General features: G+C 61.6%; 20 protein-coding genes. 6 read left to right on the top strand and 14 right to left on the bottom strand.

What is annotated here, in order from left to right:
- Positions 1-426: 426 nt before the first annotated feature.
- The 14 genes from G9X68_RS17935 to G9X68_RS17870 all read right to left on the bottom strand — a co-directional run bounded on the left by G9X68_RS17935 (position 427) and on the right by G9X68_RS17870 (position 18974).
- Positions 427-1050, bottom strand: coding sequence for a nucleotidyltransferase family protein (locus G9X68_RS17935; RefSeq protein ID WP_171603529.1), 624 nt, complete (start codon positions 1048-1050; stop codon positions 427-429).
- A gap of 189 nt (positions 1051-1239) precedes the next feature.
- Positions 1240-1935, bottom strand: coding sequence for an XdhC family protein (locus G9X68_RS17930; protein WP_171603528.1), 696 nt, complete (start codon positions 1933-1935; stop codon positions 1240-1242).
- The gene (locus G9X68_RS17925; protein ID WP_171603527.1) at positions 1935-2264 is read right to left on the bottom strand and encodes an XdhC family protein; all 330 of its coding nucleotides are present in this window, start codon (positions 2262-2264) and stop codon (positions 1935-1937) included. The genes G9X68_RS17930 and G9X68_RS17925 overlap by 1 nt, the downstream gene beginning before the upstream one ends.
- A gap of 16 nt (positions 2265-2280) precedes the next feature.
- Positions 2281-4623 (bottom strand): glycoside hydrolase family 3 C-terminal domain-containing protein, encoded by a 2343-nt coding sequence (locus G9X68_RS17920; RefSeq protein WP_171603526.1) that lies wholly within the window; start codon positions 4621-4623, stop codon positions 2281-2283.
- Positions 4624-4656: 33 nt separating this feature from the next.
- A complete protein-coding gene (locus G9X68_RS17915; protein WP_171603525.1) occupies positions 4657-5136 on the bottom strand; it encodes a MarR family winged helix-turn-helix transcriptional regulator in 480 nt (159 codons plus the stop codon).
- A 55-nt stretch (positions 5137-5191) separates the two neighbouring features.
- Entirely contained in the window at positions 5192-5791 is a 600-nt protein-coding gene (locus G9X68_RS17910) for a cysteine hydrolase family protein (protein ID WP_171603524.1), read from the bottom strand.
- Positions 5791-6840 (bottom strand): ATP-binding cassette domain-containing protein, encoded by a 1050-nt coding sequence (locus G9X68_RS17905; protein WP_171603523.1) that lies wholly within the window; start codon positions 6838-6840, stop codon positions 5791-5793. The genes G9X68_RS17910 and G9X68_RS17905 overlap by 1 nt, the downstream gene beginning before the upstream one ends.
- The gene (locus G9X68_RS17900; protein ID WP_003554934.1) at positions 6827-7606 is read right to left on the bottom strand and encodes an ABC transporter permease; all 780 of its coding nucleotides are present in this window, start codon (positions 7604-7606) and stop codon (positions 6827-6829) included. The genes G9X68_RS17905 and G9X68_RS17900 overlap by 14 nt, the downstream gene beginning before the upstream one ends.
- 10 nt (positions 7607-7616) lie before the next feature.
- Complete coding sequence (locus tag G9X68_RS17895) at positions 7617-8531, bottom strand: ABC transporter permease (RefSeq protein ID WP_171603522.1); 915 nt, start codon at positions 8529-8531, stop codon at positions 7617-7619.
- Positions 8521-9597: an ABC transporter substrate-binding protein gene (locus G9X68_RS17890; protein ID WP_171603521.1), complete on the bottom strand. Its 1077-nt coding sequence runs from the start codon at positions 9595-9597 to the stop codon at positions 8521-8523. The genes G9X68_RS17895 and G9X68_RS17890 overlap by 11 nt, the downstream gene beginning before the upstream one ends.
- Positions 9598-9962: 365 nt before the next feature.
- Positions 9963-12200: an MGH1-like glycoside hydrolase domain-containing protein gene (locus G9X68_RS17885; protein WP_171603520.1), complete on the bottom strand. Its 2238-nt coding sequence runs from the start codon at positions 12198-12200 to the stop codon at positions 9963-9965.
- 17 nt (positions 12201-12217) lie between these two features.
- A complete protein-coding gene (locus G9X68_RS17880) occupies positions 12218-14902 on the bottom strand; it encodes a carbohydrate-binding protein (protein ID WP_171603519.1) in 2685 nt (894 codons plus the stop codon).
- 11 nt (positions 14903-14913) lie between these two features.
- Complete coding sequence (locus G9X68_RS17875) at positions 14914-18453, bottom strand: molybdopterin cofactor-binding domain-containing protein (RefSeq protein WP_171603518.1); 3540 nt, start codon at positions 18451-18453, stop codon at positions 14914-14916.
- The gene (locus G9X68_RS17870) at positions 18450-18974 is read right to left on the bottom strand and encodes a 2Fe-2S iron-sulfur cluster-binding protein (RefSeq protein WP_171603517.1); all 525 of its coding nucleotides are present in this window, start codon (positions 18972-18974) and stop codon (positions 18450-18452) included. Before G9X68_RS17870 ends, G9X68_RS17875 begins: the two co-directional genes overlap by 4 nt.
- A gap of 350 nt (positions 18975-19324) precedes the next feature.
- Between G9X68_RS17870 and G9X68_RS17865 the strand changes: the two genes are divergently transcribed.
- The 6 genes from G9X68_RS17865 to G9X68_RS17840 all read left to right on the top strand — a co-directional run bounded on the left by G9X68_RS17865 (position 19325) and on the right by G9X68_RS17840 (position 24485).
- A complete protein-coding gene (locus G9X68_RS17865) occupies positions 19325-20461 on the top strand; it encodes an FAD-dependent monooxygenase (RefSeq protein ID WP_171603516.1) in 1137 nt (378 codons plus the stop codon).
- The gene (locus G9X68_RS17860) at positions 20458-21255 is read left to right on the top strand and encodes an alpha/beta fold hydrolase (protein WP_171603515.1); all 798 of its coding nucleotides are present in this window, start codon (positions 20458-20460) and stop codon (positions 21253-21255) included. Before G9X68_RS17865 ends, G9X68_RS17860 begins: the two co-directional genes overlap by 4 nt.
- An 88-nt stretch (positions 21256-21343) precedes the next feature.
- A complete protein-coding gene (locus G9X68_RS17855; protein ID WP_342355347.1) occupies positions 21344-22096 on the top strand; it encodes a maleate cis-trans isomerase family protein in 753 nt (250 codons plus the stop codon).
- A gap of 55 nt (positions 22097-22151) precedes the next feature.
- The gene (locus tag G9X68_RS17850; RefSeq protein WP_171603514.1) at positions 22152-22793 is read left to right on the top strand and encodes an N-carbamoylsarcosine amidohydrolase; all 642 of its coding nucleotides are present in this window, start codon (positions 22152-22154) and stop codon (positions 22791-22793) included.
- A gap of 45 nt (positions 22794-22838) precedes the next feature.
- Positions 22839-23873: a 2,5-dihydroxypyridine 5,6-dioxygenase NicX family protein gene (locus tag G9X68_RS17845; protein ID WP_003554957.1), complete on the top strand. Its 1035-nt coding sequence runs from the start codon at positions 22839-22841 to the stop codon at positions 23871-23873.
- Positions 23874-24002: 129 nt separating this feature from the next.
- Positions 24003-24485 (top strand): MarR family winged helix-turn-helix transcriptional regulator, encoded by a 483-nt coding sequence (locus G9X68_RS17840; RefSeq protein ID WP_171603513.1) that lies wholly within the window; start codon positions 24003-24005, stop codon positions 24483-24485.
- Positions 24486-24875: the final 390 nt, after the last annotated feature.

The following is a 24875-nucleotide window of genomic DNA, read 5'->3' as shown; positions in this document are numbered from 1 at the left end:
ACATCATCTTTACAAGGCTCGTAAAGATGATGTCGTTACGCGTTCATTCTCAGCTCTTGATGGGATCGGAAACGGCGACACACATATTCGATTAGCTCACGAACCGCCTAAGGTGCTGACAAATCTCAGCTTTTGAGGCGTAACGCCAATTTATGGAACTATGATGCCAATGTACTTTCGGCGGCGGCCCCAGTCTTCAAACCGGCTGAAGGCAACGCGAAAGGGTCTTCCTCAATTATCTTCTGCCTGTTTTGATAACGACCTGCCTTCCTGCGGCGCGACGGACTGGTCGCCGGGGTACGCAGTTGGCAGCCTAACGGCTTCGACGGGCTAAGACCGCATGACAGATGACCACGGTGACGTGGAACTCTTCATCGTAGGCGCTCAGAAGCCGTGAGAATCCGCTGGGTGGAGCGGCGGCATCGCTTAGCAGTCCTCAACAGGAATGCCACCGGCTGCGACAATCGCCTCCCCGGTATCGACATCGGTTAGCGCCGCAGTTCCTATCTCGACCTCAATCACCTGCAGCCCCGATGTTCTGATCAGGTCACGGGCACCGATATCGCCCCTCAAGCGGAGAACGCTGTCGTTAAGGGACCGTGGCAAGATTACCGGGTTGCCTCGCATACCCTCAGAAGCGGCGCAAACGATTGCGGCGCCGTCCGCGACTTGGAACGCGTCAATCAGCTGATTCAGATTGTCTGTAGAAATGCCTGGCATATCGGCAAGGAAGATCAGAACACCATCGGCGCCGTCGGCTACAGCAGCGGCAAATCCGGCCGCCAGTGAACTCGACATGCCCGCTCCGTAGTCTGGATTGACGATAATATGCAGGGGCAGGCCGGTGAGAACGTCGCGGATATCGTCTTGCCGATGGCCGACGACGACGACGATGGAAAGGGCGGTACTGGCCTTGGCGACCAAAGCCGAGCGACGCACGAGCGGCATCCTGTCAAACATAGCCAAAAGCTTGTGCCCGCCATTCGAGCCGATGCGCGTTGCCAAGCCAGCCGCCAGCACGACGATTGATACCTTCGGCTCTGCTCCCATCTATTTCCCGATCCCACCAGCGCCGCAGCGTCCTCCGTCGACAAGCTCCAAGTTGCGAGGTCGCGAATGTGCAGCGGCTTTTACATCGGCAGCAATGCGTCTTCGAAACAACGCCTTGCAGCAGCTTAGCGTCCAGGCAAGCTATTTTCCATCTGCGTCATCGTCAGAGGGTGAGCCCCTCCGTAGGCGCTACGCAGGCATCGTCTGGCGGCTGCTCGTGCGAAGCGCTTTGATGACCTGAGCAAGGATCGCTACGGAGATCTCAGCTGGATTGGATGCGCCGATGTCGAGCCCGATCGGCGCGTGGATCGTTGAAAGCGCATCGGCACCGAAGCCGTGTGCAGCAAGGCGGCTTGTCCGCGCTGCGTGGGTCTTTCGGCTGCCGAGCGCGCCGATATAGAAGCAGCCGGTGCGCAATGCCTCGGCCAGGGGAAAATCATCGATCTTGGGATCGTGGGTGAGTGCGACTAAGGCGGTATAGCGGTCGAGTGGATCCGCCATCAATGCATCAACGGGCCAATCGGTGCACATCTGCACATCGGGAAAGCGATCACGCGTCGCAAAGGCTGTGCGCGGATCGATGATGCGCACATCGAAGCCGGCCAACCTTGCCATCGGCGTCAGATACTGGCTGATATGGACGGCGCCGATGACGGCGATGCGCGGGGCAGGTATGTAGACATTGAGGAAGCCGCTGGCATCTATCGTGTCGAAAGCCATCGAGCGGCCAGACCGAAAGGCGCCTTCGACGAGCGCGGCAAATGGCGGCTCGACCGGATCCCCTTCCAGGAAGATATGCTCTTCTCCCCGAAAATCTGTCAGCAGCACGACGGCGAGACGTTTCCGGCGCGCGGCATTCAAACGCTGCAGGCTGTCGCGGAGCATCAGCCGAGCCTCTCGACAAAGACACGGATGCGCCCGCCGCACGACAGCCCGACGCGCCAGGCGGTCTCGTCCGCAACGCCGAACTCCAGCATCTGCGCCTTGCCGGCGGCAATCACCTCGGCAGCGGCGGCAACCACCGCACCCTCGACGCAGCCACCGGAAACCGAACCCTCGAAGTTGCCATCACCATCGACCACCAGCTGACTGCCAACCGGACGCGGCGCCGAACCCCACGTCTCGATCACCGTCGCAATCGCAACGGCTCGGCCCGCTTCCATCCAGTGCTCGGCCGTCAGCAGCGGGTCGGTCAGGTTCGTCTGGATGGTCATTCCTGCGGGCCTCAATCTAGTGTTGGTTTAGTTCTGAAAAGACTTCGGCAATATCCGCCTCTTTGACACAGTCTCCGACATACCAGCTCAAAGTGTCGTAGAAGCCGAGAAAGGAGCCCTTTGTCTTGGCAAGAAGGGCCATGGCTTCGGCAGCGGAGATCGAAAGCCTGCTGACGAAGAAACGAACGAGAGCGGCCTCGGCGTTCGGGTGGGCAAAGACAAGCGCTGTCGGAGAATTGGCCGAAATCGTCGGCAGGGCCGCAGCCTCCGACCTGCATGGCAAGGTGATCGACAAGCGGATATCTCTGGAGGATGCAGCCGCTTCGATTACAAAAGCCTCAGCGTCAAGAACCCAAGCCGAACGCGACGTGTCGAAATACTGGAAATCGCGCTGCGCCAGCCCAAGCGTTACCGTCTTCGCTTCTCCTGGCGCCAGATGAAGCTTGGTGAAGCACTTAAGCTCACGGACGGGTCGTTTGAGACCCGGCTTAATCGGCCGGACATAGAGTTGCACGATTTCCTTACCGGCAACCGTACCTGTGTTGCGGATGGTAAGGGCGGCGGTGCAGCCGGCGCCGGGCGTGATCTCCTGCGTATCGAGCCTGAGATCCTCATAGGCGAACGTGGTGTAGCTGAGCCCATGTCCGAACGGAAAGGCTGGCGTCATCGCCTTCAGATCGTAGAACCGGTAACCAACGAAAATGCCCTCGCTATAGACATGCCGGCCATGCTCGCCCGGATAGGTGTGCCAGCCCGGAATATCCTGCATGCGAACCGGCATGCTGGCGGAGAGCTTGCCGCACGGGTTCTGCTCGCCAAACAGGATGCGGGCCAGTGCTTCGCCACCTCCCTGCCCGGCATAGAAACTGGCCAGGACGGCGTCGACATTTCCGATCCATGGCATCTCGACCGTGTCTGGCATCGAGAGCACGACGACGAGCTTGCGACCTGTCGCCGCCAACGCCGTGATGAGTGCATCGTGGCTGGCGGCGAGTTTCAGTGTGTCGCGGTCGTTGCCCTCGCCGTGACGGCTCTTCTCGTTTTCCGCAAACACGACAACTACATCGGCACGCTCCGCGGCTTCGACGATCACCTCGATCGACGCCGTCACGTCGGGCTGCGCGACCGGCGAGAAGGGCAGATGCCGGACCTTCAGGCTGTCTCCTGCCCGCGCAGCGATCCGAACGAATGGACTGTCGACGCGATAGGGATTGGTAGTCGCCGAACCGGAGCCCTGGATTACAGGGGTGACGGCGCCGTCGCCGACAATGAGAAGCTCACCCGCCCGGTCGGGATCGAGCGGCAGCGCCTGGTCTTGGTTGCGCAGCAGCACGATCGATTCCGCCGCTATGTCGCGCGCCAGCGCATGATGCGCCTCGAGACCCGCCGGCGTGCCGCGCCGCTCGCCCAACTTGCACTTGCGCACGAACGCCAGAACTCTCGCGCAGGCGGCATCGATCACCTCGGGCGCCACGTCGCCGGCGTTGATCGATGCATGGAGACGCGCCTTGCGGGGCTTGCTTTCCGGCATGTCCAGTTCGGTGCCGGCATCGAGTGCTGCGCCACGATCCTTGATCGCATGCCAATCGGACACGACAAGCCCGTCAAAGCCCCATTCCTCGCGCAGCACCGTGCGCAGCAGCCAATGATGTTCGGCGGCCTGGATGCCGTTCAGCGGATTATAAGCGCTCATCACGGTCCACGGCGCGCTCTTTTCGATGGCCCGCTCGAAGCCTGCCAAGTATACTTCGCGCAGGGCGCGCTCATCGACATCGGAACTGGTGGTGGTTCGCTCGATTTCGGAATTGTTGCAGGCGAAATGCTTGAGCGACGCCCCGACGCCGTTATCCTGCAATCCGCAGATGACGGCTGATGCCATGTCGCCGCTAATAACAGGATCCTCGGAGTAATACTCGTAGGCCCGCCCGGCCAGCGGCGTGCGCCTTATGTTGATGCCGGGGCCTAAAAGCAGATGAACCCCGAAATCCTGGCACTCCGCCGCCAGCGCAGCGCCCATGCGATAGGCAAGATCAATATCCCAGGAACAGCCCAGCAGATTGCCGTTGGGAAAGCACGTGGCTGGACGGGTGGCACCGAACATGCCGCCCGATCCGTCGCCCTGTTGCCCGACGAGATCGAGGAACGCCCGCAGACTGTCTTCGTCGTTGTCGCCGGCGTCGATCTGGGTGGTCGAATAGCGCACCCCATAGGCCCCATCGGTCATGACGATCGAAGGAACATCGAGCCTGCTGATCGATGCCGTCTTCCACAGGCCACGCCCGCTCAGGAGTTCGACCTTTTCGGTCACCGTCATCTGATCGACAAGCGTTCGAATGTCGGCGTCGCTCGGCTGGAACATGATTGGTCTCCGGTACTGCGGATCAGGCGTGTGTCAACAGATCTTCTGAAGGAGTTCCATCAGCATCATCCGCTCGGCAAGCGTCAGCGTGCTCAGCGTTTCCTGCGAGATCTGCAGTGCGACCGACAGGTTGCGGTCCACTGTCGCCTCGCCTTCCGGCGTCAACGTCAGCACCAGCCGGCGCGCGTCGGTGGCGTCGGGTGCGGTGTGCACCAGCCCACGTTTTACCAGACGGTCGACGACGCCCTTGATGGTCGCCATATCCATGGCGGTCTCGCGGCCGAGATTGCCCTGTGAACAGGGCTGCAGGTCCTTCAGCCTGACGAGCGCCGCCCATTGGGTGGTGGTCAGCTTCTCCGCCATCAGGCTCGCAAAGATCGCCACGTGCCGCTGGTTGGCCTGGCGCAGATAGAAGCCGATCTGCTCGCCAAGCGCATACTGTGCCTGCTGGCCGGGCGCCTCGGTCGCTGCGGTCTTTTGTCGGCCGCCTTTTTCTTTGAACGGAACGTCCATAGGATCTCTCAAATCTGCCTGTTCGTCGTGGTGACCGGCAATGGCGCTGCCGAATTTACTCTCGCCATAATTTCAGAATGGCTTCTGTCGTTAGAATTTCAATCTGCTCCGAAAGCCTTGGCGCCAGGATCTCGATGACCATGGCGTGCGCCTTCAAGTCGCCGCTTGCCAGTGCGTCCTCGGCGAGGATGACCCGGTAGCCGGCGTCGACCGCATCAAGAACGCTGGCGTAGACGCAGACGTCGGTCTCGACGCCCGAGAAAATCAGCGTGTCGGTTGCCGATCCTTGCAAGCGCGCAGTAAACCCGGGCGAGCCAAAGACCGAGTAGGTCTTTTTGTCGACGATGGAGCCTGGAGCGGCTATCGCTGTAAGCGGCGCGACCAGATCCAGCATGGCGATATCGAGCTCATCCAGCGTCACCGATGACCAGCGACGATAGTAGGTCTTCCAGCGGCCCATTGCACCTTCGGCATTTTGGGGCACCATGAAGCGAGCAAAGACAGTCTCAGCGGGCCGCGCTTTGCTGAGCGCCACCACATTGGGCAGGATGCCTTCGATCGCTGGCGTATACCACGCCGTTTGCTCAGCGAAGAGGCGTTGCATGTCGATGACGACATGCAGCGCATTCCTGGAGAGTGGCGCGGGTGCCATCATCAGTCGGCCACCGGGACGGTGTGTTCCGCGGCCCAGGTCAGGGTGATGGTGTCGCCATCGCTCAGGACTTTGCCATCACGATTCTGTGCAAACAGCTTCAGCGGCAGACCATCTGCGGTTTCCAGCAGATAGGACAGCACGGGACCTGCATAGATGACGGTGGTGATGCGCGCCGTCAGGCTGTTGCCATCCGTCGGACCCGATGCGATCGACATCTTCTCGGGACGTACGGCGAGCGTGACGTTCGAGCCGCTTGATGGCAACGTCCCGGTGGTCTGAATTACCGTCCCATCGGCGAGACGCACAGCGCCGTTCTCCACGGTGCCGGTGAGGAAGTTGGAGTCGCCGAGGAATTCGGCGGCAAAGCGCGTCAGCGGTCGCTCATAGACGGTTTCCGGCTCGCCGATCTGGACGATGCGGCCCTTGTCGAGGATCGCTACGTTATCGGACAGCGTCAGCGCCTCTTCCTGGTCGTGGGTGACGAAGATCGTCGTCAGGCCGCTTTCGCGCTGGATGCGCAACAGTTCGACCTGCATTTCCTGGCGCAGGCGCCGATCGAGCGCCGACAGCGGCTCGTCGAGGAGCAGCACGCTCGGCTTGATGACCATGGCGCGGGCAAGCGCAACGCGCTGTTGCTGGCCCCCGGACAACTGCTTGGGCATGCGATCGGCAAAGCCAGGCAGATGCACCATTTCCAGCGCACGGTCGACTTCCTTGCGGGCGGCTGCGCCCTTGATGCCCCGGCGTTCGAGACCGAAGGCGACGTTCTGGGCAATCGTCATATGCGGAAACAGCGCGTAAGACTGGAACATCATGCCGATGTTACGGCCCCAGACCGGAATGTCGGTGACATCATTGTTGCCGATCGTGACGACGCCCTGGTCGGGCTTGATAAAGCCCGCGATGATGCGCAGCAGTGTGGTCTTGCCGGAGCCGGATGGGCCGAGAAGGCTGGTGAAAGAGCCTTCAGGGAACTCGGTGGTGATATCGGACAGGACCGGTGTGGTGCCGTAGGTCTTGGCGACGGAATTGACTTTAACGTTTGTCACTTGTGTCTCCGGGCTTGGCGAAGCGCGCAAAAATCAGGATGATCGTCATCGAGCCGAGCAGAAGCACGGTGGAGATCGCGTTGATTTCAGGGGTGAAGCCCTTGCGGATCGAGGAGTAGATCTGCACCGGCAGGGTGGTGTATCCGGGCGTTGCGAGGAAGTAGGAAATCACGAACTGGTCGAGCGACACGGCGAAGGCGAAGAGCGCAGCGCCAAGGATGCTCGGATAAAGCAGCGGTAGCGTCACCGAGAAGAAGGCGTGAACCGGTGTCGAACCAAGGCTCATCGCGGCTTCTTCAAGGTCGGCACGGATTGTCTTGAAGCCCGTGCCGACGACCAGAACAACGTAGGGGATGGCAAGCGCGACGTGACCGATCAAAAGGGCATGCATGCCGCGCCCGATACCGGTCCAATAAAAGAAGATCAGCATGGCCGTGCCGGTGATCAGCCAGGGAATGGCAATCGGCGGCAGCAGCATCAGTTGCAGGAGACTTCTGCCGCGAAAGGTCCGGCGCGACAGCGCAACGGACGCCATGGTACCCAAAGCCGTCGCCAGAACCGCGGTGATACTCGCGATCACCAGACTGTTCAGACCCGCCGTCAGAAGGATGCTGTTGTCCCAGAGCGCGTCGTACCATTGCAGCGAGAAATGGAATGGCAGTTCGTAAAGTGGCGAAGCGTTGAATCCCATCGCCATCATCACGAGAATGGGTGTGTAGAGGAAGATGAGGATGGCGATGAGATAGATTGGACCGAGCGTTTTCATGATCCCTTCCTCAAGCGGCCGTTCCGCGGCGCAGGACACCGGAGAAGGTTGCGAAAATTGCGAGCACGACAGCCAGCAGCGTAAAGGACAACGATGCACCCAAGGGCCAGTTGAAGGCCTGGGTGAACTGATCCTCGATCACCGTTCCCATGGTCACGCCGACACGACCGCCCAGAATGCGCGGTTCCATGAATGAACCGATGACCGGAATGAAGATCAAAACGGCGCCGGAGATCAGTCCGGGAGCCGCAAGCGGCATCAAAATCTTGAACAGGATGGTCCACCAGCGCGCGCCGAGGCTTGAAGCAGCCTCAATGATCGCGTCGTCGATGGCCACCAGCGCTATGTAGCAGGTCAGGATCATGTACGGCAGGTAGCCGTGAACAAGACCAACCACCACGGCATAGCGCGTGTAGAGAAAGCCGATGGAACCCGCGTCCGGAGCAATCATATGCAGCAGACTGTCGAGAAAGCCGTTTTCGCGCAGGACCATGGTCCACGAAAAGACGCGCACAAGACCGTTGGTCCAGAATGGCAGGAGAATGAGGATCAACAACATCTCGCGCGTCTTGCCGAAGGTCGAGCGGACCAGCGCCACGGCCGCCAGGAAACCAAGCACGGCGCAGGACAGCGTCGTCCAGAAGCCGATCAGCAGCGACGTAATGCCGATCCCGACCAGATAGGGTTGATCGATAAACGCGCGGTACTGCTTCAGCGTAAAGACGATCGGGGTCTTGCCCATCGGTGTCGCCGACATGAAGCTGAACACGAACATGGTCAGCAGCGGCAGAAAGACGGCAAGTGTCAGCCACCCATAGGTCGGCAGCAGCAGCGCCGTCGTCGAAACCCATGGCGGGAGCGGGCGCCGGCTGCGCGGACCCGAAGGTCCGCGCTCTGACGCTGATGTCAGACGATCATTCTGCATAGAAGGCTTTCACTTCCTGCCAGATATTGTTGAAGGCTTCGCGCCGGTCGTCGGGAATGCCCGAGACAAAGGACGTCGTCTTCAAATATTCGGTCTTGTGTACCAGGCGGGTGAGATCGTCGGCAGGAAGTGCTGAAAGGGCTGCCGAATTTGAAGAAGCAGGGGCCCCAATCTTGGTTGCCCATTCGACATAGAATGTCGGATCGATCATCCAGTTGACGAAGGCAAGAGCACCTTCTGGATTCGGAGCCGATGTCGGAACACCGAGACCATCGACCCAACCGACGCCGCCTTCCTTAGGCACTACGAACTGAACCGGAAGTTTAGAAACGCGCTTGGATCGCACCGAGCCGCCCGACCAGAACAGCGACAGGTCGAATTCCTTGGCGGCGAACGACTTGTTCCACTGATCTTCCGTCGACCACAGCAACTTGACGTTCGGCTTGATCGATTTCAGCGCGGCCGTAACAGCAGCCAGATCCTTGGGATCGTTGATGTCCTGCCCGCTCATCAGCGCGCCAACGCCGACATTGATGATGGCGTCGTCGTCCATGGCAACGCGGCCCTTATAGGCCGGGTCGGCGAGCACCGCGTAACTGTCGGGAACGGTCATGCCTTCACGGATGGCAAGCGAGGTCATGCCCCAGACCCACGGAACGGCGTAACCCTTGCCATCCTTGCTGAAGTTCGGGTTGGCGCGCAGGGTCTCGTCGACTGTTGACGCGTTTGGAACCTTGCTGAAATCGATCGGCTGCAGCAGGTCTTCGGCAACCGCCTGGGCGCAGCGCGCGGCGTTGAGGATAACAAGATCGTAGGCGCCCGGATTCGTGCGCATCTTGGTCAGCATTTCCGATTCCGAGCTGTAGTAGTCATGGACGACTTTGATGCCCGTCTTTTCGGTGAAAGCCTTCAGCGACCAGGCTTCGTCGGTGCCGTAGCCCTGCCAGTTGAGGACCGTGATGGATCCGGCCGAAAAGGCTTTGCGCGGCAAGGTGGAGATGCTGACGCCAGCAATCAGTGCTGCGGACATCAACTTCATTGTGTTGCGTCTGGTGAGTTCAGTCATTGTGGCACCCCTCTTGAAGATACACAGTTATGGACCATCATGACCCGCGGTCATCGACCTCAACGGATCGGCTAGCTTGAAAACAAACAACGTGCCAAAGCACGCTTAATCGTTTGCATGCATACTAAAAGCAGATGAGCATTGTACGTGAAGCACTGACGTCTCGGCGAAATGAAGCGCGCGCCACGACGCAGCGGCACACCACTTCTCGAAGAAGAGCACATCACTTCATTGAGCGGCCGGCATGAATCCAAGGATCTCCTGCAAGCTGTTCGTTCAACCCTCTGACTTTAGCATCAGTCTTTTATTTTATTTGTATACAAACTATCGGTTAGGAATCGAGACCTGTCAAGCACTGCCTTGCTTTAGTGAGCGCTTGACGATGAAAAATAGACGTCCAGCCGGCGATCCTCAGCGTGTCCAGCAATCATGACGCGTATTCCGTCGCCGCCCGACACATAGTTGATGTCCTGCCCGTTGATACGGGCGGCAAGAACATCGCCCAATGCCAAGCCTGGCAACTCGATGAAACCAGCCTCGGAGACCGGAGCAATCGTGCAGGCCACCCGCCCGGCGGCGAAGACGATGCGCGACAGCGTAGTGTGCAGATCTGTCTTCAGCGCTGCGTGACCGTTCAATGTCATCACCAGGGTCCCGGACTTGACGACCAGCTCGAGCGTTCCCGACGGCGAGACCATAGGTCCGAGCACCACATCCCGGCCGGCATGGCGCACCGTCCATCCGGTCCACGGATCGAAGTCAACGATCTCACTGGCAGCCATCAGCGGCAGCATGGCGGCCCAGATGTAGAACGGATCGGTATCGCCCTGATCCATTGCTTCGCCGGTCACCGCGTTGTAATTTTCGGCGGCGATGCGATCGTAACGCCAGTTCTTCATGAACAGGTCGTAGCTCTGGCTTGCCAGCTTGCTCGCCTTCGCCACGAAACCGTAGCGCCGCAGGCCAAGCCAGACCATATAGTTGACGTTCGGCCAGATGCGGCCGCGCCAATAGACGTTGTCGGCGAAGGCCGGATCGTCTCGCGTTGCGTTCGGCAGCACGAAATCGCCGCCGAAGGTCGTCTCATCGCTCAGATGCTCGAGCAGACGCGCCGCCTGCGCCGGCGTCGCGGCGCCGCACAGCAGCGGGTAGAAGCTGGTCGGCGAAAGCGAGCGCACGAAACCGCCGCGCCGCTGGCGATTGGCGAAGATGCCGCGGCTCTCATCCCAGAGCGTCTGCGAGATCAGCGTCCGCTGACGTTCGGCCAAGGCGGCGAATTCGCGGGCATCGTCATCCTTGCCGAGCACGGCGGCCATTTTCGCGAGCATCTCGGCATCGAGAGCGGCCGCGCAGTTGAGGCCGAGATCGAAGGTCGACAGCGTTCGGGTGACGGGATCGTAGATCGCCTCGTCATGGGTCGCGGAATTGTCCATGCCGGTCTCGTTGCGCGCGGCAAAGGCCGTCCCCTTGTAGAGGCCCTCGCCCACATCGGAGGTGCCGCAGGACAGCAGGCCCAAACCGTCCGGATCACGGTTGTCCTGCCACCAGCGCCGATTGCGCACCAGCGCCTCGTAACTTGCCTGGATCATCGACCGCTCGCCCGTCCGCTGGTAGAGCTGCCAGACGACCAGCGCGCCGAACGGCAGTTGGCTGCGATCGACCCATGCATCGTTGGAGGTGACGATGCAGGCGATATTGCCCTGCGGCGTCGCACCCGCCATTGCCGTTGCCATGTTTTCGCGCGCCAGATCGGCGTCGAACACGCCCGCAAGAAGGGCGGCGAAAATCTGGTCGTTGAACCAGACGGCGAATTTCCCGAGGTTCCAGATGCGGGTGACCGCGGTGTAGGAACGCGCGTTGGTTTCGTCCCAGATGGTGTTCCAGGCAACGACGTCACGCATCGCGTCGAGCGCGCCCTCGAACACACCGGTCTGCGCATTGGCGATCTCTGCCGGCGCGCCGGCGGCAAGGCAGGCCTGCGCCTTGGCAATCGCAAGCTCCGCGCTGTCGGCGACGGCTGCAGCATAGGCCCCCTTGCGCATCATCTCGAGATTGAAGCGCAAGGCGATCACCGGTGCCTCGTTCTGGCGGGTGGCGGTGTAGAAGTAGCCGTTTTCCTCGAAGTCCGCCCGCAGCGCGTCAATCGTGTCGTGACCGGTCACGTGCACCGGCGCCTCGGCTGTCGCGACCGCCACGAATCGCGTGCCAACCTTCAACAGCGTGATGTTGCGGCCCGTATCATGGATCGCCACTTCGCCGCCCTCGGACGAGATCGCCAGCGTCAACCAGAAGCGCAGCCCCCACTCGGCCGATACCTTGCCGTTCCAGCTGCCGCGTATGGCGAAGGGGTCTGTCTTCGTCGTCGAAAAGGCGACCGTCGTACCGCTGTGGTCGGTCTCCAGCTCGATCAGCGAGCCGTCGATGGCGTGACGGCCAAGGCGAACCATATCGCGCCGCGGCTCGATCGCGGAGGTCGTCTTGCTGCGGGTCGAATAGAGAACCGGTGTGATCCGCACGCCGAGCGGCAGGAAGACCATTTCGGCCGGCCGGTTGGACCAGCTATTCCAGGCACGCATCAGGGGTATCGTCGAATGTTGTAGCATGGGTCTGTAACTTCCGGTCAGTTTGCCAGCTGGATGAGCTTCGGTGCGGCGGACAAGCCGCTCTTGTCGGCGGTGTCACCGAGATAAGGCGTGTTGATGTAGTAGCGATTTGCGGCCGTGTTGGCGACGCGAAGTTCCAGCGAATGGACGCTTGGAAGCAGCCGCCCCAGAGCAAAGCGGTAGGGGCGCCAGCCTCTTCGATCGATCTGCCGGCCATCGAGCAGCGCCGCGACCACCGTGTGGACCTCGGGCAATTCGAGGACCCATTCGGCCTCATCGCCGATTTCGAGCGCCAGCCGATAAATGCCGGTACCGGAGAAACCGGCAAAACCCTGCGTTTCCCACCCTGCAACCACCGAGATCGGCACGAATCCCGCGTCAGGGCCGGGCGCGAAGCTCCAGCCGTCGACAAGCGATATGGCACGAGCCGCGGCAAGCAGCGGCTGGTGCTCGAGATGGCCTTGCACAGTGGTCTTCTGCGTCGTCTCGCCCAGTCGAATGCATTGCACCTCCTGGGGCGCGAGCGCGACTGTCAAGTGGCTGAAGGCGGTTGCCTTTCCCACGTCTCCCGTCGTCGCGGACCAGACCTCGCACGCGAAACCGTCGCCGCAGGAAATCTCACTGATGAGGTGCGATGCGCCATCGTTGAACAGCACAACCCGCCACCAACCAGCGGCCTCATACCCCACCCATTGCCAGGGTCTGCCCGCGGAATGACAGGCAAGATCTGGACCCGATGACCGAAGCGACTGCAACAGAGCGGTGATGTCGCCTTTGCCGGGCATTCCTTCGAGATGGATCGACGTGCCGACGGCACGCCCCGCTGCGCCATCGCAGACGGTGGAGAGCCGCTCGCCTGAAGACCAGACAGCGCCACCCGCCGCCTTGAAGACGGCGAGCGTGTGCAAGGTCTTCGTCGTCTCGAGCACGGTGACGGACGGCAGAACGACAGCATCGAAAACAAGGCCGGACGTGCGCAGGCGGCCGTTCTCGATCGTAGCGGTCGCCAAATCGGCCTCGCTGACGAACATGAAGTCGCAGCCGTCTGCCAAGAGCCCTTCGCACCAGGCGCCGATATGGGTTGCATGGCTGTGGCGAGGCCCTTCTGCGAAGCCTGTATGAAGAGGATAAAGGATCGCAACCGGCGTGCGGGGCGTGGCCCCCTCGATGAAGGCGGAAATCCGTGCCGTCTCCTCGGCAAACAGATCGTGGTAGCTCCACCACGGCTCGAAATTGATGCCCGGCCCGAAATCGAAACGTGGATTGGAAAACGGCGTCGGATCGTTGTCGCGCCCGTCCGTCTGGTAGACGCCGTGCCAGAGGAACTGTCGGGTCCCGAGGCAGTGAAGCCGGATGGCCTGCGCCCGCATCGTTTCCAGGGTCAGTTCCCATTGCCCGGCAGCGCGAACGGGCGTTCGCTCGGCGCTGGCGTAGGTTTCGACGACGCATCGGCTGCGACCATTCGAACGGGCAACGGAGTCGCCGAGCTTCGGCGCCAGCTGCGCCACGAAATTGTTGGAATCAACGGCCGTCTCATGCCGGTAGGCATCGATGCCGAAGAAATCCACGGCAAGCGCCACCCTGGGGTCGATGCTGGTAAAACCGCCGTTCAGCGACCAGGAACTGACGTGCGGCAGGATCTCGTGCCCGGTGAGGACGATCCCCCTGCCCTCGGCCCATCGGCGCAACGTGCCGGAGAAGGCCTCGTTCATCAGGGCCGAATAGGCGGCGTAGAATTGGGCGCGCAGCCGCAGGGTTTCAGGCCCGACGCCACGCACCAGCGCCAGCAGGGCCCTGGCGAAGGTTTCGCTTGTGCCGCGCGACACGACGTCCGGCAGCGTCGGCGCATAGAGCAGGCTGTTGCCGAGGTCACCGGAGATCTGGCTCCACTTGTAGAAACCCGCCGCCGGCTGGTCGTAGAATACGAAGCCGACGGGGTCTGGCACGAGATCGCCTAGCGCCTCGATCAGCGGATCGAGTCCGACTTCGATGAACCGCTCCGCAGCCTCCGGCAGGAGATAATTGATCAACCGCGAGGTCGTCGACCGGGCGCTGACGAACACCGTGAGTATTTGCCCCTCGGCGGGTACACCGTCGAACGCATGGGTGCAGGATATTCCGTCGCTTTCGATGATGGATGTCCGCGCCGTGACATCGACCACCTGATCGAGGCTGTCGATGCCGACCGACGGATGCAGCAGCGCTGCCTCGACGGTCCATTCGCACCACTCGACGATGCCCCCCTCATACTGCCACGCGACGATATCGGCGCCCATCTTGCGGGTGAACGGCGGATGGACGCCGCTGATCTCGCCCTGCGCCTCTCCCGAGGACGACCAGAACAGGTGGCGCTCGCGCAGGTCGTCGCGGTCCACGACCGTCCGGCCGCCGGCGTGACCGCTGATCCAGTTGTAATCGTCGTAGATTCCGAGCTTCAGGCCCAGCTTGCCGGCAATCCCAGCCGCAACACAATAGGCGTCCAGATAGGCCGGCGACAGGTAGTCATCGCGCGACATTGCGAGACGGGCCTGGATCAGGATCGTGCCGATCCCCTTCAACTTGAAATCGGCGAGCTGCGCGTGGCAAACGTCCTCTGCCGGGATCGAATGCCAGAACCAGTAGGCCGACGGGCGAAACGCTGCTGTCGGGTTCTCGAACAAGTCGCGGCCGCCGATATCCTGTCCGGTTCGGATCTGCTCCAACTCGTCTCTCCCTAGTGGCTTGCTGCCGTTACGCGTTGCATGGCTTTGGTCGTTTCCGTCCAGGCCGGCTTGTCGGGGGCGAAGCGCGCTCTCAGATAATCGGCGAGATCCTTGATCTGGCCGTCGTTCAGCGTCTGGCGGAAAGCCGGCATCGACATCACTTCAGGGGCTTGGCGACCGGTCGTCTGCGCCAGGATTGCCGGCGCCTCGACACCCTTCAGGATTGCCTGGATGAGATTGTCCGGGGTCGCCGCATGAAGATTGCTGTTGAGCGCCAGCGACGACAGGATCGTGTTTCCAGTGTGGCATGTGGCGCAGGCGCCACTAAACAGCCGCTCGCCCTTCGGCGATATGCGCGCGGCGGAAGCCTTGGCCGCTTCGCTCGCGGCAAGGGCCGCCTGGCTCTGCGCCTTGCTATCGGCGGGGGCCTCGTTGAGGCTTGCGAGATATGTGGCCATTGCGCGGATATCACTGTCCGGCAGCGGCTGCATGACCTCGACGACATGCGCCATCGGGCCGGCCGCACTGCCGTGATCGCGCGAATGTCCGGTGCGCAGATAGTCATAGAAGGCGTCTGCAGTCCAGCCGACCGGGCCGTTGGCGAACGCATTCAGGGCGGGCGCCTCCCAGCCATCGGCAAAGCCGCCGGCAAGCCGGGCGCTGCCGCTCTTTTCCGCGCCGAGCACATTGCGCTCGGTGTGGCAGGCCGAACAGTGGCCCAGGGTCTCGACGAGATAGGCCCCCCTGTTCCACTGCGCGTCGCGGGTCTCGACATATTTGAACGGCTGCGCCTTCAGGAACAGCGCGTTCCAGCCCGCCATCATTGCGCGGATGCTGTAGGGGAATTTGAGCCTCGTCTCCGGCGCTTTTTCGGCGACCGGCGCCTGCGTCATCATGTAGGCGTAGAGCGCCTGAAGATCGGCATCCTCGGCGCCGGCGAACGAGGTGTAGGGGTGCGCGGGATAGAGGTGATGGCCGTCGCGGCTGATGCCCTCGCGCATGGCACGTTCGAAGGCCGGGTAGGACCAGGCGCCGATGCCGCTTTGGACATCTGGCGTGATGTTGGTGGCATAAACTGCGCCGAATGGCGTGTCGAAGCGCCGGCCACCGGCAAAGGGTGTCCCGTCGTTTCCGACATGGCAGACATTGCAGGCGCCGGCCGCGGCCGCCAGCCGGCCGCGCTCGATGGTGGCGGCGCTGTAGACATTGGCGTCCGGCTGCTGGATGGTGCCGATCGCCGGGCGCCATGGCGATGCCATGGTCACGATACCGGACAGAGCGGCGACGGCACCGATCGCCGAGAGGCCGACGTTCCACCACCTCCGCTTTTTCGCAAGCGGGGTGGCCGGCGTTTCGTTCGTCTTGCCGTTCAGCGCGACAAGGACCAGTTCCGGCGTCAGCGGCAGTTCGCGGAAACGAATGCCGGTGGCATCGTAGACGGCATTGGCGATGGCCGAGGCGCTGGGAACGGAGGCGGACTCTCCGACGCCGAGCGGCGGCTCGTCCTGGCGCGGAAGCATCAGCACGTCGATATCAGGCACCTCGGGGAAGGTGATCAGCGGGTAGCCGCCCCATTCCTTCGACTGCACGGCGGTCGAGGAGAATTCGACCTTTTCCTTCAGAACCCGGCTGGTGGACTGAATGATGTTGCCGTGGATCTGGTGGCGCACGCCGTCGGGATTGATCATCATTCCCGAGTCCTGTGCGCAGGTCACCTTGGTAACCGCGATCTCGCCGGTCTTCTTGTTGACGGCGACATCGGCAACCCATGCCGCCCAGGCGGCGGCCTTGCCCGGAAACGGCCCGTGGACGTAGACGGCATAGGCAAATCCACGGCCGTAGAGCAGATCGCCTTCGCCGCCAAGCGTGCCCCATGTCGTATGCGGCACCCACTTCGCCCGTTCGGCAAGCGCGTGCACCAGGTCGACGGCGCGTGGGTCGTGGAGATAACGGAGCCGGTACTCGACCGGATCGACGCCGGCGGCGGCGGCCAGCTCGTCGACGTAGCATTCGTGGGCGAATGTATTCGGCATCGCCGACACGCCACGGAACCAGGAGGCGCGTGCGATCGGCGGCATGTCGTGCACGGTTACGCGCAGGTTGCCGTAGGCATAGGGTGGGATGGCGGTACGATCGCCCATCTGCACGACGTCGGAAACGGGCGGCAGCTTGCCGGTGAGGATCAGGGGAAGGGTTGGCGCCAGATTGGAGGGATAGCGCGTTTCGAAATCATAGGCGGACGGACCTCCCTCCAGGTCGAGACCGCCGCGCACATCCATGATCTGGGCGGCGCCCTTCGGCTCCCAGGCATGTTCCTGTTCGCGCGTCAGCTGGACCCGGACGGGTGCCTTGACGGCCCGCGACAGCAGCGCCGCGTCGGCTGTTACGTCATCGGCGCAGTTGCGGCCGTAACAGCCGGCCGCCTCCAGCCGCTCGACCCTAATCTGCTCTTCCGGCATGTCGAGCAGCAGCGCCAGATCGCGGCGCATGGGATAAGGGTTCTGGGTTCCCGACCAGACGGTCAGCCCGGTGTCATTGTAATCGGCCACCGCGCATGACGGACCGATCGAACCGTGCATCTGGTAAGGCCAGACATAGGTGCGGTTCATCGGCTGGGCGCTGCCGGCCAATGCCATGTCGACATTGCCGCGATCGGCAAGCTTGCGTGGCGTCGACGGATTGGCGCGCAGCGCCTTCTCCGGCATGTTCAAATCCGGCCACTCGGGCGGCGCGCGCCACACGACCTGCAGGCTTTTCGCCGCCTCAATAGCGATTTCCTCACGGGTCGCGACAACACCGACGAAATCACCGATGGCGACGACGCCGACCAGCCCGTCGATATGCGCGACCGTGGTCTCGTCGATCGAGATCAAGCTGTTTCCGACATGCTCACCGTGATCGAATCCGGCATATGGCGGGCGAATAACGCGGCCATGCAGCATGCCAGGCACGCGCACATCGTGGACATAGGTCCAGCGCCCGGTTGCCTTCTCGGGAATATCGACGCGCGGGCGCGACGAGCCAACCAGTTTATAGTCCGAAGCCGGCTTCAGCGCCGCATTGCTGTCGATCGACAGCCTGACATGGGTGCCGACGACAACATCGCCGAAGTTCAGCTGCCAGTTCTCGCCGCCGTCGGCACGGATGACGCCTTCCTCCAGCCGCAGCCGCTCAATCGGCAGGCCGACCTTCTCGGCGGCCTTGACGAGCAGATGGTGGCGGGCGGTGGCGGCGGCCTGGCGCAGCGGTATCGCGGTGATCTGGATGGTTTCGCTGGCAATGGTCGCTCCCTGATTGGGCGCGGCGGTCGTCGTGCCGAGCACCATGTCCACCTGTTCGAACGGCACGCTGAGCTCTTCGGCGACGATTTGCGCCAGCGACGTGCGGATGCCTGTCCCGAGATCGACGTGGCCGTTGAACGCTGTCACCCGGCTATCGGCCCCTACAGCGATATAAAGCTCGGCGGCGTCGCCCATCGACGCGTCATTGACAATGAGAAGCGTGCTCGCGGCTGCCATGTAGGCGGACTTGGGTACTTCGCGGTGGTTCATCGCAAAACCTCCGTCATGTCGTCGGTCATCGAGTCGACTGGCCGGCCGGCTTTGGTAAGGGTTACGGCGCGCCGCACAGCGGCCAGTATCTCAACATGCGTTCCGCACCGGCAGAGATGGTGCCGCAGAGCATCGCGAATATCACCCTCGTCGGGATCCGTATTTCGCTGAAGCAGTCCAACCGTGGCGATGATCATGCCGTTAAGGCAATACCCGCATTGCGCCGCCGCCTCTTCGATGAAAGCCTGCTGTACCGGGTGCAGAAGCCCATCCACCGCCAGCCCCTCGAGCGTGATCACGCGTCGTTTGCCGATCGCGCCAAGCGGCACAGTACAAGACCGCACCGGACGGCCGTCAACCAGAACCGCGCAGGCGCCGCATTCGCCCAGGCCACAGCCATATTTCGGTCCATTCAGGCAGAGGTCGTTACGCAAGATGTAAAGAAGCGGTGTTTCCGGTTTCGCGCTAACGCGCCAGAGCGCGTCGTTGACATTCAGTGAAACGGAAACGGGAGGCTTCACGGGAACTCCTCCAGCATCGCGCAAATAGCCAGGCCTTTTGCTACTGGACGGATCGCTATACGGCGGGCGCCTTGGCGGCGCGTGCGCATCATAACGATGCGACTGTCACCGACATCACGCATCTACTGCCCCTCATTTTTATACAATAGCGTATACGCTTCATATTGAGCGCTGGCAAGTCGAATTTCGTTGTTGCAAACGTCGAAAAACGCGTTACGCTGGGGTATCCAACTAAACCGGCCGCCACGAATGCTTGTCTCGCTGTTGCATTTTAAAGCGTATACGCTATAAGTAAGCCAATTCGCCTATCGCCAGAGCGATACGTGGAAAAACGGAAAAAAGGGGTCGCCATGTCCACGGGAAATGAAAAAATCGCGATCATCGGTGCCGGCCTCGGCGGCGCGGCAGCGGGGGCGCTGCTCCAGCATGCCGGCTTCAACGTCCAGATCTTTGAACAGGCCCCGAGCTTTTCCCGCCTCGGCGCCGGCATCCACATGGGACCGAATGTCCTGAAGATCTTCCAGCGCATCGGCATGGACCAGAAGCTGATCGATATCAGCAGCACGCCGGCCTATTGGTTCAGCCGGGATGGCCTGACGGGAGACTATCTCTCCCGCATTCCGCTCGAAGGTTATGGCGCGACCTATTGTACCGTCCATCGCGGCGATCTCTCTGCCTTGCAGATGGACACCATGACTCCCGGCACCGTCCAGTTCAACAAGCGATTGACCCGCCTCGAAGACAATGGCTCGGATGTCTACCTCGAATTCCAGGACGGCACCAAGGCGCGCGCCACGATCGTGATCGGTGCCGACGGCATCAATTCGCGCGTCCGCGAGACATTGCTGGGCGCCGAAAAGCCGAACTATAGCGGCTGGGTCGGTCATCGCGCGATGATCTCGGGGGAAAAGCTGAAGAAGTTCGACCTGACCTTCGAGGATTGCGTCAAGTGGTGGGGGCCGGATCGCCACATGATGGTCTATTACACCACCAGCCGCCGCGACGAATATTACTACGTGACAGGCGTCCCGCACCCCGCCTGGGAATTCGACGGCGCTTTCGTGCAGAGCAGCCCCGAAGAAATGTCGGAAGCCTTTGCCGGATACCATCCGGTCATCCAGGCGCTGATCGAAGCCACCGACGACGTCACCAAGTGGCCGCTGTTCAACCGTAACCCGCTACCGCTCTGGAGCCAGGGCCGCATGGTCCTGCTCGGCGATGCCTGCCACCCGATGAAGCCGCATATGGCTCAGGGTGCCGCCATGGCGATCGAGGATGCGGCCATGCTGGCGCGATGCCTGGAGGAAACCGGATCGCAGGATTACGCGACCGCCTTCCGCCTCTATGAGGCCAGCCGACGCGATCGCGCGACGCAGGTTCAGACCGTGTCCAACGCCAATACGTTCCTGCAGACGCAGGAAGATCCTTCATGGGTCTACGGCTACGACGTCTATGCCGAGCCTATCCTCGACAAGAGCGTCGCATGAGCGCGGCCCTTCTCTACGGCGCGAATGTCTCTGCCAACGGCATTCGCCAGCATTACCTCCGCTATGGCGGCAAGGGTCGGCCGGTCATCCTCATTCCCGGCATCACCAGCCCGGCGATCACCTGGGGCTTCGTTGCCGAACGCCTTGCCGAACGCCATGACGTCTACGTTCTCGATGTCCGGGGACGCGGCCTGTCCTCGACCGGTCCGGATCTCGACTACGGTCTCGATGCCATGGCCGCCGACGTCATCGGCCTTGCCCAGGCGCTCGGTGTTGGCGCTCCTGCGCTGCTTGGCCATTCGATGGGTGCGCGCATCGCCATGCGGGCGGCAAATACAGGCGGCGAGTTCTCCCGCCTCGCCCTTGTCGATCCCCCAGTCTCCGGGCCGGGCCGCCGGCCTTATCCGAGCAGGCTGCCCTGGTATGTCGATAGCATTCGCCTCGCGCTGGCAGGCATCGATGCCGAGGGCATGAAGGCGTTTTGCCCGACATGGACGGAAAGCCAGCTGCAGTTGCGCGCTGAATGGCTGCACACCTGCTTCGAGCCTGCCATCGTCACCGCCTTCGAGGACTTCCACAAGGACGACATCTTCCCGGATTTCGCCACGCTGAAGCAGCCGTCGATGTTGATGGTCGCGGGACGTGGCGGCGTGATCGCGCCGGAAGATGAAGCGGAAATCCGTGGGCTCAACCCCGCGATCGAGATCAGCCGCGTCCCGAATGCCGGCCACATGATCCCTTGGGACGATCTCGACGGCTTCTTCGAGGCGCTTGGAGATTTCCTCTCCCGATAAACGCCAATGGCGGGTCTTTGCCCGCCATTTTTATTGCCACAGCGAGAGCGCCCAATGTGCGCCCGCTCACTCATCAAAGGAGCCGTCCGTGCAGAAACCCTATCGTATCGGCCAGATCGTGCCGAGTTCCAATACAACGATGGAGACGGAAATTCCGGCGATGCTGTTGGCTCGCCAGCTGATCCGCCCGGAGCGCTTCACCTTCCACTCCAGCCGCATGCGCATGAAGAAGGTGGTCAAGGAAGAACTGGCCGCCATGGACGCCGAATCCGATCGGTGCGCGATCGAACTGTCCGATGCCCGCGTCGACGTGCTGGGATATGCCTGCCTCGTCGCCATCATGGCGATGGGCCTCGGCTACCATCGCCAGTCGGAAAAGCGCCTGACCGGCCGCACGCAGGAAAACGACACGAACATCCCGGTCGTCACCAGCGCCGGCGCGCTGATCGAGGGCCTGAAGGTGATGAAGGCGAAGAAGATCGCCGTCGTCGCGCCCTATATGAAGCCGCTGACCGAACTCGTCGTGAACTATATTCGCGAGGAAGGCTTCGAAGTGATGGATTGGCGGGCGCTTGAAATTCCCGACAATCTGGATGTTGCCCGCCACGATCCGGAAAACCTGCCGGCCATCGTCCAGACGCTCGATCTTTCCGATGTCGATGTCATCGTGCTTTCGGCCTGCGTGCAGATGCCGTCGCTGCCCGTCATCGCCAAGGTCGAGGCCATGACCGGCAAACCGGTGCTCACCGCCGCCGTGGCGACCACCTATTGCATGCTAAAATCACTGGGACTGGAAGCCGTAGTGCCGGGTGCCGGCGCGCTCCTGTCCGGCGCTTATTGAACCCGAGCCTGTCGTTTCCGGCCGCATTGCGGCGGAGGAAAACAAGGAGTGCCCCATGCAGAGTGCTAAAACCAACTATCAGGGTATTTGGGGCAACCGCATCGGTTTCGGCCAGCGGCCGGCCCTTCTGGTGATCGACTTCCTGAAAGCCTATACGGTGAAAGGCGCGCCGCTCTATGCGCCGGGTGTCGTCGATGCCGTCGCACAAACACCGGCACTTCTGGTCGCCGCGCGCGCCGCAGGCATTCCCGTCATCCACACCCGCATTCTCTATCTCGCCGAGAACTGCGCCGATGGCGGCATGTGGGTGAAAAAGGCTCCGGTCATGAAGGCCATGGTCGAGGGCAACGTGCTGGCCGAATTCTGCGATGGCGTCGAGCCGGAAAAGGGCGAGCTGGTCATCGTCAAGCAATATGCCAGCGCCTTTTTCGGCACCAGCCTTGCCTCTCTGCTTCATACGCAGGGTATCGATACCGTCATTCTTGCCGGATGCTCGACAAGCGGCTGCATTCGCGCAAGTGCGGTGGATGCCGTCCAGCACGGGTTCCGGACCATCGTCGTGCGCGATTGCGTCGGCGACCGGCACCCCGATCCGCACAATGCCAACCTCTTCGATATCGACAGCAAGTATGGCGATGTCGTTTCGAGGGAGGATGCCATCGCCGAAATCGCCAAGATCAAGTCCGACTGTCTGTAACTTTACAAAATCAGCCAAGCCTTCACGTAAGATAGGGGAACGAGCATGGATCAATTCAGCTTCACCGAAATCTGCCTGCATCAGTTGAAGATGTCGGGCGTCCACGAGGGCGAAAAACTCATCGTCCTGACCCAGGGCAACGAGCGCCTCGATTATGCCGACGCCTTCATGGCGGCGGGCATGCGTCTTGGAGCCAAGATGTATCACATGCGTTTGCCGCCGGTGCCACCGGCGGGTGCATGGGCCGTCGGCCAGACAGGCCTCGCGGCCATGCCTGACGCGGTCGAGGCCCTGAAGGCCGCCGACATGCTGATCGATTGCATCTTCCTGCTCTTCAGCCCGGAACAGATGGCGATCCAGGCGGCCGGAACGCGCATCCTGACCGCCGTCGAACCGCCGGAAATTCTTGCCCGCATGCTGCCGACAAAGGAACTGCGCGAGCGCGTCGAATTTGCCGGAGACCTGCTGTCCAAGGCGAAGGTGATGCGGATCACCTCGGACCATGGCACGGATGTCACCTACAAGCTCAACACCTATCCGGCCGTCACGGAATATGCGTGCACCGACGAGCCGGGCCGCTGGGATCATTGGCCATCCGGCTTTGTCTTCACCGGTGGTGACGATGACGGCGTCGACGGTACGATCGTCGTTGCTCCGGGCGATATTCTGCTGCCGCAGAACATCTACGTGCGCGATCCGATCTACTATACCATTGAAAACGGTTGGATCACCGACATTCGCGGTGGCCTCGACGCCGAGCTGGTCAAATCCTACATGGACGGTTTCAACGATCCGCGTGGCATGGGCATGAGCCATGTCGGCTGGGGTCTTAATCAGAACGCCAAATGGCATCGCATGGTGCCCGGCGAATTTCCGGGCGGCATGGGCATGGAGGCCCGCTCGTTCTACGGCAATGTCATGTTCTCGACCGGCCCGAACAATGAACTGGGCGGCCCGAACGACACGGCCTGCCATCTCGATATCCCGATGCGTAATTGCTCGCTCTTTCTCGACGATGAGCCGATGGTCCTGAACGGTGATATCGCCGTCAAGGAAATGCAGCACACCGTCAAATCGTGATCGCAACCGACCAGCTTGGCGTGAAAACACGCCAAGCTGGTCGAGCCTCGTATACCTTGACCGGTGAAACACGCTGTGGTGTTTCCTTCATTGGACGCACTAGACGCCGCAACCGATGGACCCGCTAACATGATTGTCAAAGACACCGAACGCCCACGTGAAGCCGCGGTGTCAGAAACCGTCTATGATGTTACCGAGCAGGTGGGTCACTTGCTGCGCAAAGCCTATCAGCGGCATCTCTCGATCTTCCAGGCCAACGCCAGTGACCCAGACCTGACATCGGTCCAGTTCGTCACGCTCTGCGCGCTACACGATCTCGGCCCGAGCTCGCAGGTCGAATTGGTGAAGGCCACCTCGGTCGATCAGGCGACCATCCGCGGGATCGTCGAGCGTCTGAAAGCACGTGGATTGATCGATCTGTCCAAAGACAAAGCCGACGCCCGCAAGGTCGTGATTTCTCTCCTGCCGAAGGGTGAGGCGCTGCTTCAGGACATGTATCCTCGTGCATATCTCATCAGCGAGAAAACCGTCTCTCCCCTCAATCCGGCGGAGAGAATTGCGCTGCTGTATCTTCTTCGCAAAATCGCGGACGATGAGGTTGGAGAGCGGTGACGAGATTGGCGCCCTGCCATGATGGCGTGTCGTGGTATCGACCTCATGGCCGGCATCGTCGTGGTAGGATCTGGTGCGACTTCGAAAGCGGGACGCAGATGAAATCGCCGAGGAGTTGAACGGTTGCGAGCGTCGCGGGGCTGCCAGTCCCTTGCTCTAAGAGACCGTCATCGGATTGCCGCGAGTATTGTCTTCGGTCGGACACATTTCGTCGTACCGTCAACCAACCCATTTAAGCATTGGCGCCATCATCCCGTCATAGATGCCAAGCGCCCACCGAATGATGAAGACTGCAGTGAGTGCCAATGCCCAATTCGATCTCGCGCCGCTCTTCGGAGCGGGATGATGCTGGCCTTGGTAGCAGGTGCCTCTTAGTGATCTGCCCAACCC

Source organism: Rhizobium changzhiense (assembly GCF_013087625.1).
Taxonomy (GTDB): domain Bacteria; phylum Pseudomonadota; class Alphaproteobacteria; order Rhizobiales; family Rhizobiaceae; genus Rhizobium; species Rhizobium sophorae.
The sequence above is the reverse complement of the archived record's forward strand: the minus strand, read 5'-3'. Positions and strand labels throughout refer to the sequence as shown.

Bases quoted from the DNA above. Each gene is read 5' to 3' on its own strand.
- G9X68_RS17890 (WP_171603521.1), bottom strand. From the start codon at position 9,597: ATGACTGAACTCACCAGACGCAACACAATGAAGTTGATGTCCGCAGCA.
- G9X68_RS17900 (WP_003554934.1), bottom strand. From the start codon at position 7,606: ATGAAAACGCTCGGTCCAATCTATCTCATCGCCATCCTCATCTTCCTC.
- G9X68_RS17845 (WP_003554957.1), top strand. From the start codon at position 22,839: ATGGATCAATTCAGCTTCACCGAAATCTGCCTGCATCAGTTGAAGATG.
- G9X68_RS17935 (WP_171603529.1), bottom strand. From the start codon at position 1,050: ATGGGAGCAGAGCCGAAGGTATCAATCGTCGTGCTGGCGGCTGGCTTG.
- G9X68_RS17895 (WP_171603522.1), bottom strand. From the start codon at position 8,531: ATGCAGAATGATCGTCTGACATCAGCGTCAGAGCGCGGACCTTCGGGT.
- G9X68_RS17850 (WP_171603514.1), top strand. From the start codon at position 22,152: ATGCAGAGTGCTAAAACCAACTATCAGGGTATTTGGGGCAACCGCATC.
- G9X68_RS17885 (WP_171603520.1), bottom strand. From the start codon at position 12,200: ATGCTACAACATTCGACGATACCCCTGATGCGTGCCTGGAATAGCTGG.
- G9X68_RS17865 (WP_171603516.1), top strand. From the start codon at position 19,325: ATGTCCACGGGAAATGAAAAAATCGCGATCATCGGTGCCGGCCTCGGC.
- G9X68_RS17910 (WP_171603524.1), bottom strand. From the start codon at position 5,791: ATGATGGCACCCGCGCCACTCTCCAGGAATGCGCTGCATGTCGTCATC.
- G9X68_RS17925 (WP_171603527.1), bottom strand. From the start codon at position 2,264: ATGACCATCCAGACGAACCTGACCGACCCGCTGCTGACGGCCGAGCAC.
- G9X68_RS17930 (WP_171603528.1), bottom strand. From the start codon at position 1,935: ATGCTCCGCGACAGCCTGCAGCGTTTGAATGCCGCGCGCCGGAAACGT.
- G9X68_RS17840 (WP_171603513.1), top strand. From the start codon at position 24,003: ATGATTGTCAAAGACACCGAACGCCCACGTGAAGCCGCGGTGTCAGAA.
- G9X68_RS17920 (WP_171603526.1), bottom strand. From the start codon at position 4,623: ATGTTCCAGCCGAGCGACGCCGACATTCGAACGCTTGTCGATCAGATG.
- G9X68_RS17875 (WP_171603518.1), bottom strand. From the start codon at position 18,453: ATGAACCACCGCGAAGTACCCAAGTCCGCCTACATGGCAGCCGCGAGC.
- G9X68_RS17915 (WP_171603525.1), bottom strand. From the start codon at position 5,136: ATGGACGTTCCGTTCAAAGAAAAAGGCGGCCGACAAAAGACCGCAGCG.
- G9X68_RS17860 (WP_171603515.1), top strand. From the start codon at position 20,458: ATGAGCGCGGCCCTTCTCTACGGCGCGAATGTCTCTGCCAACGGCATT.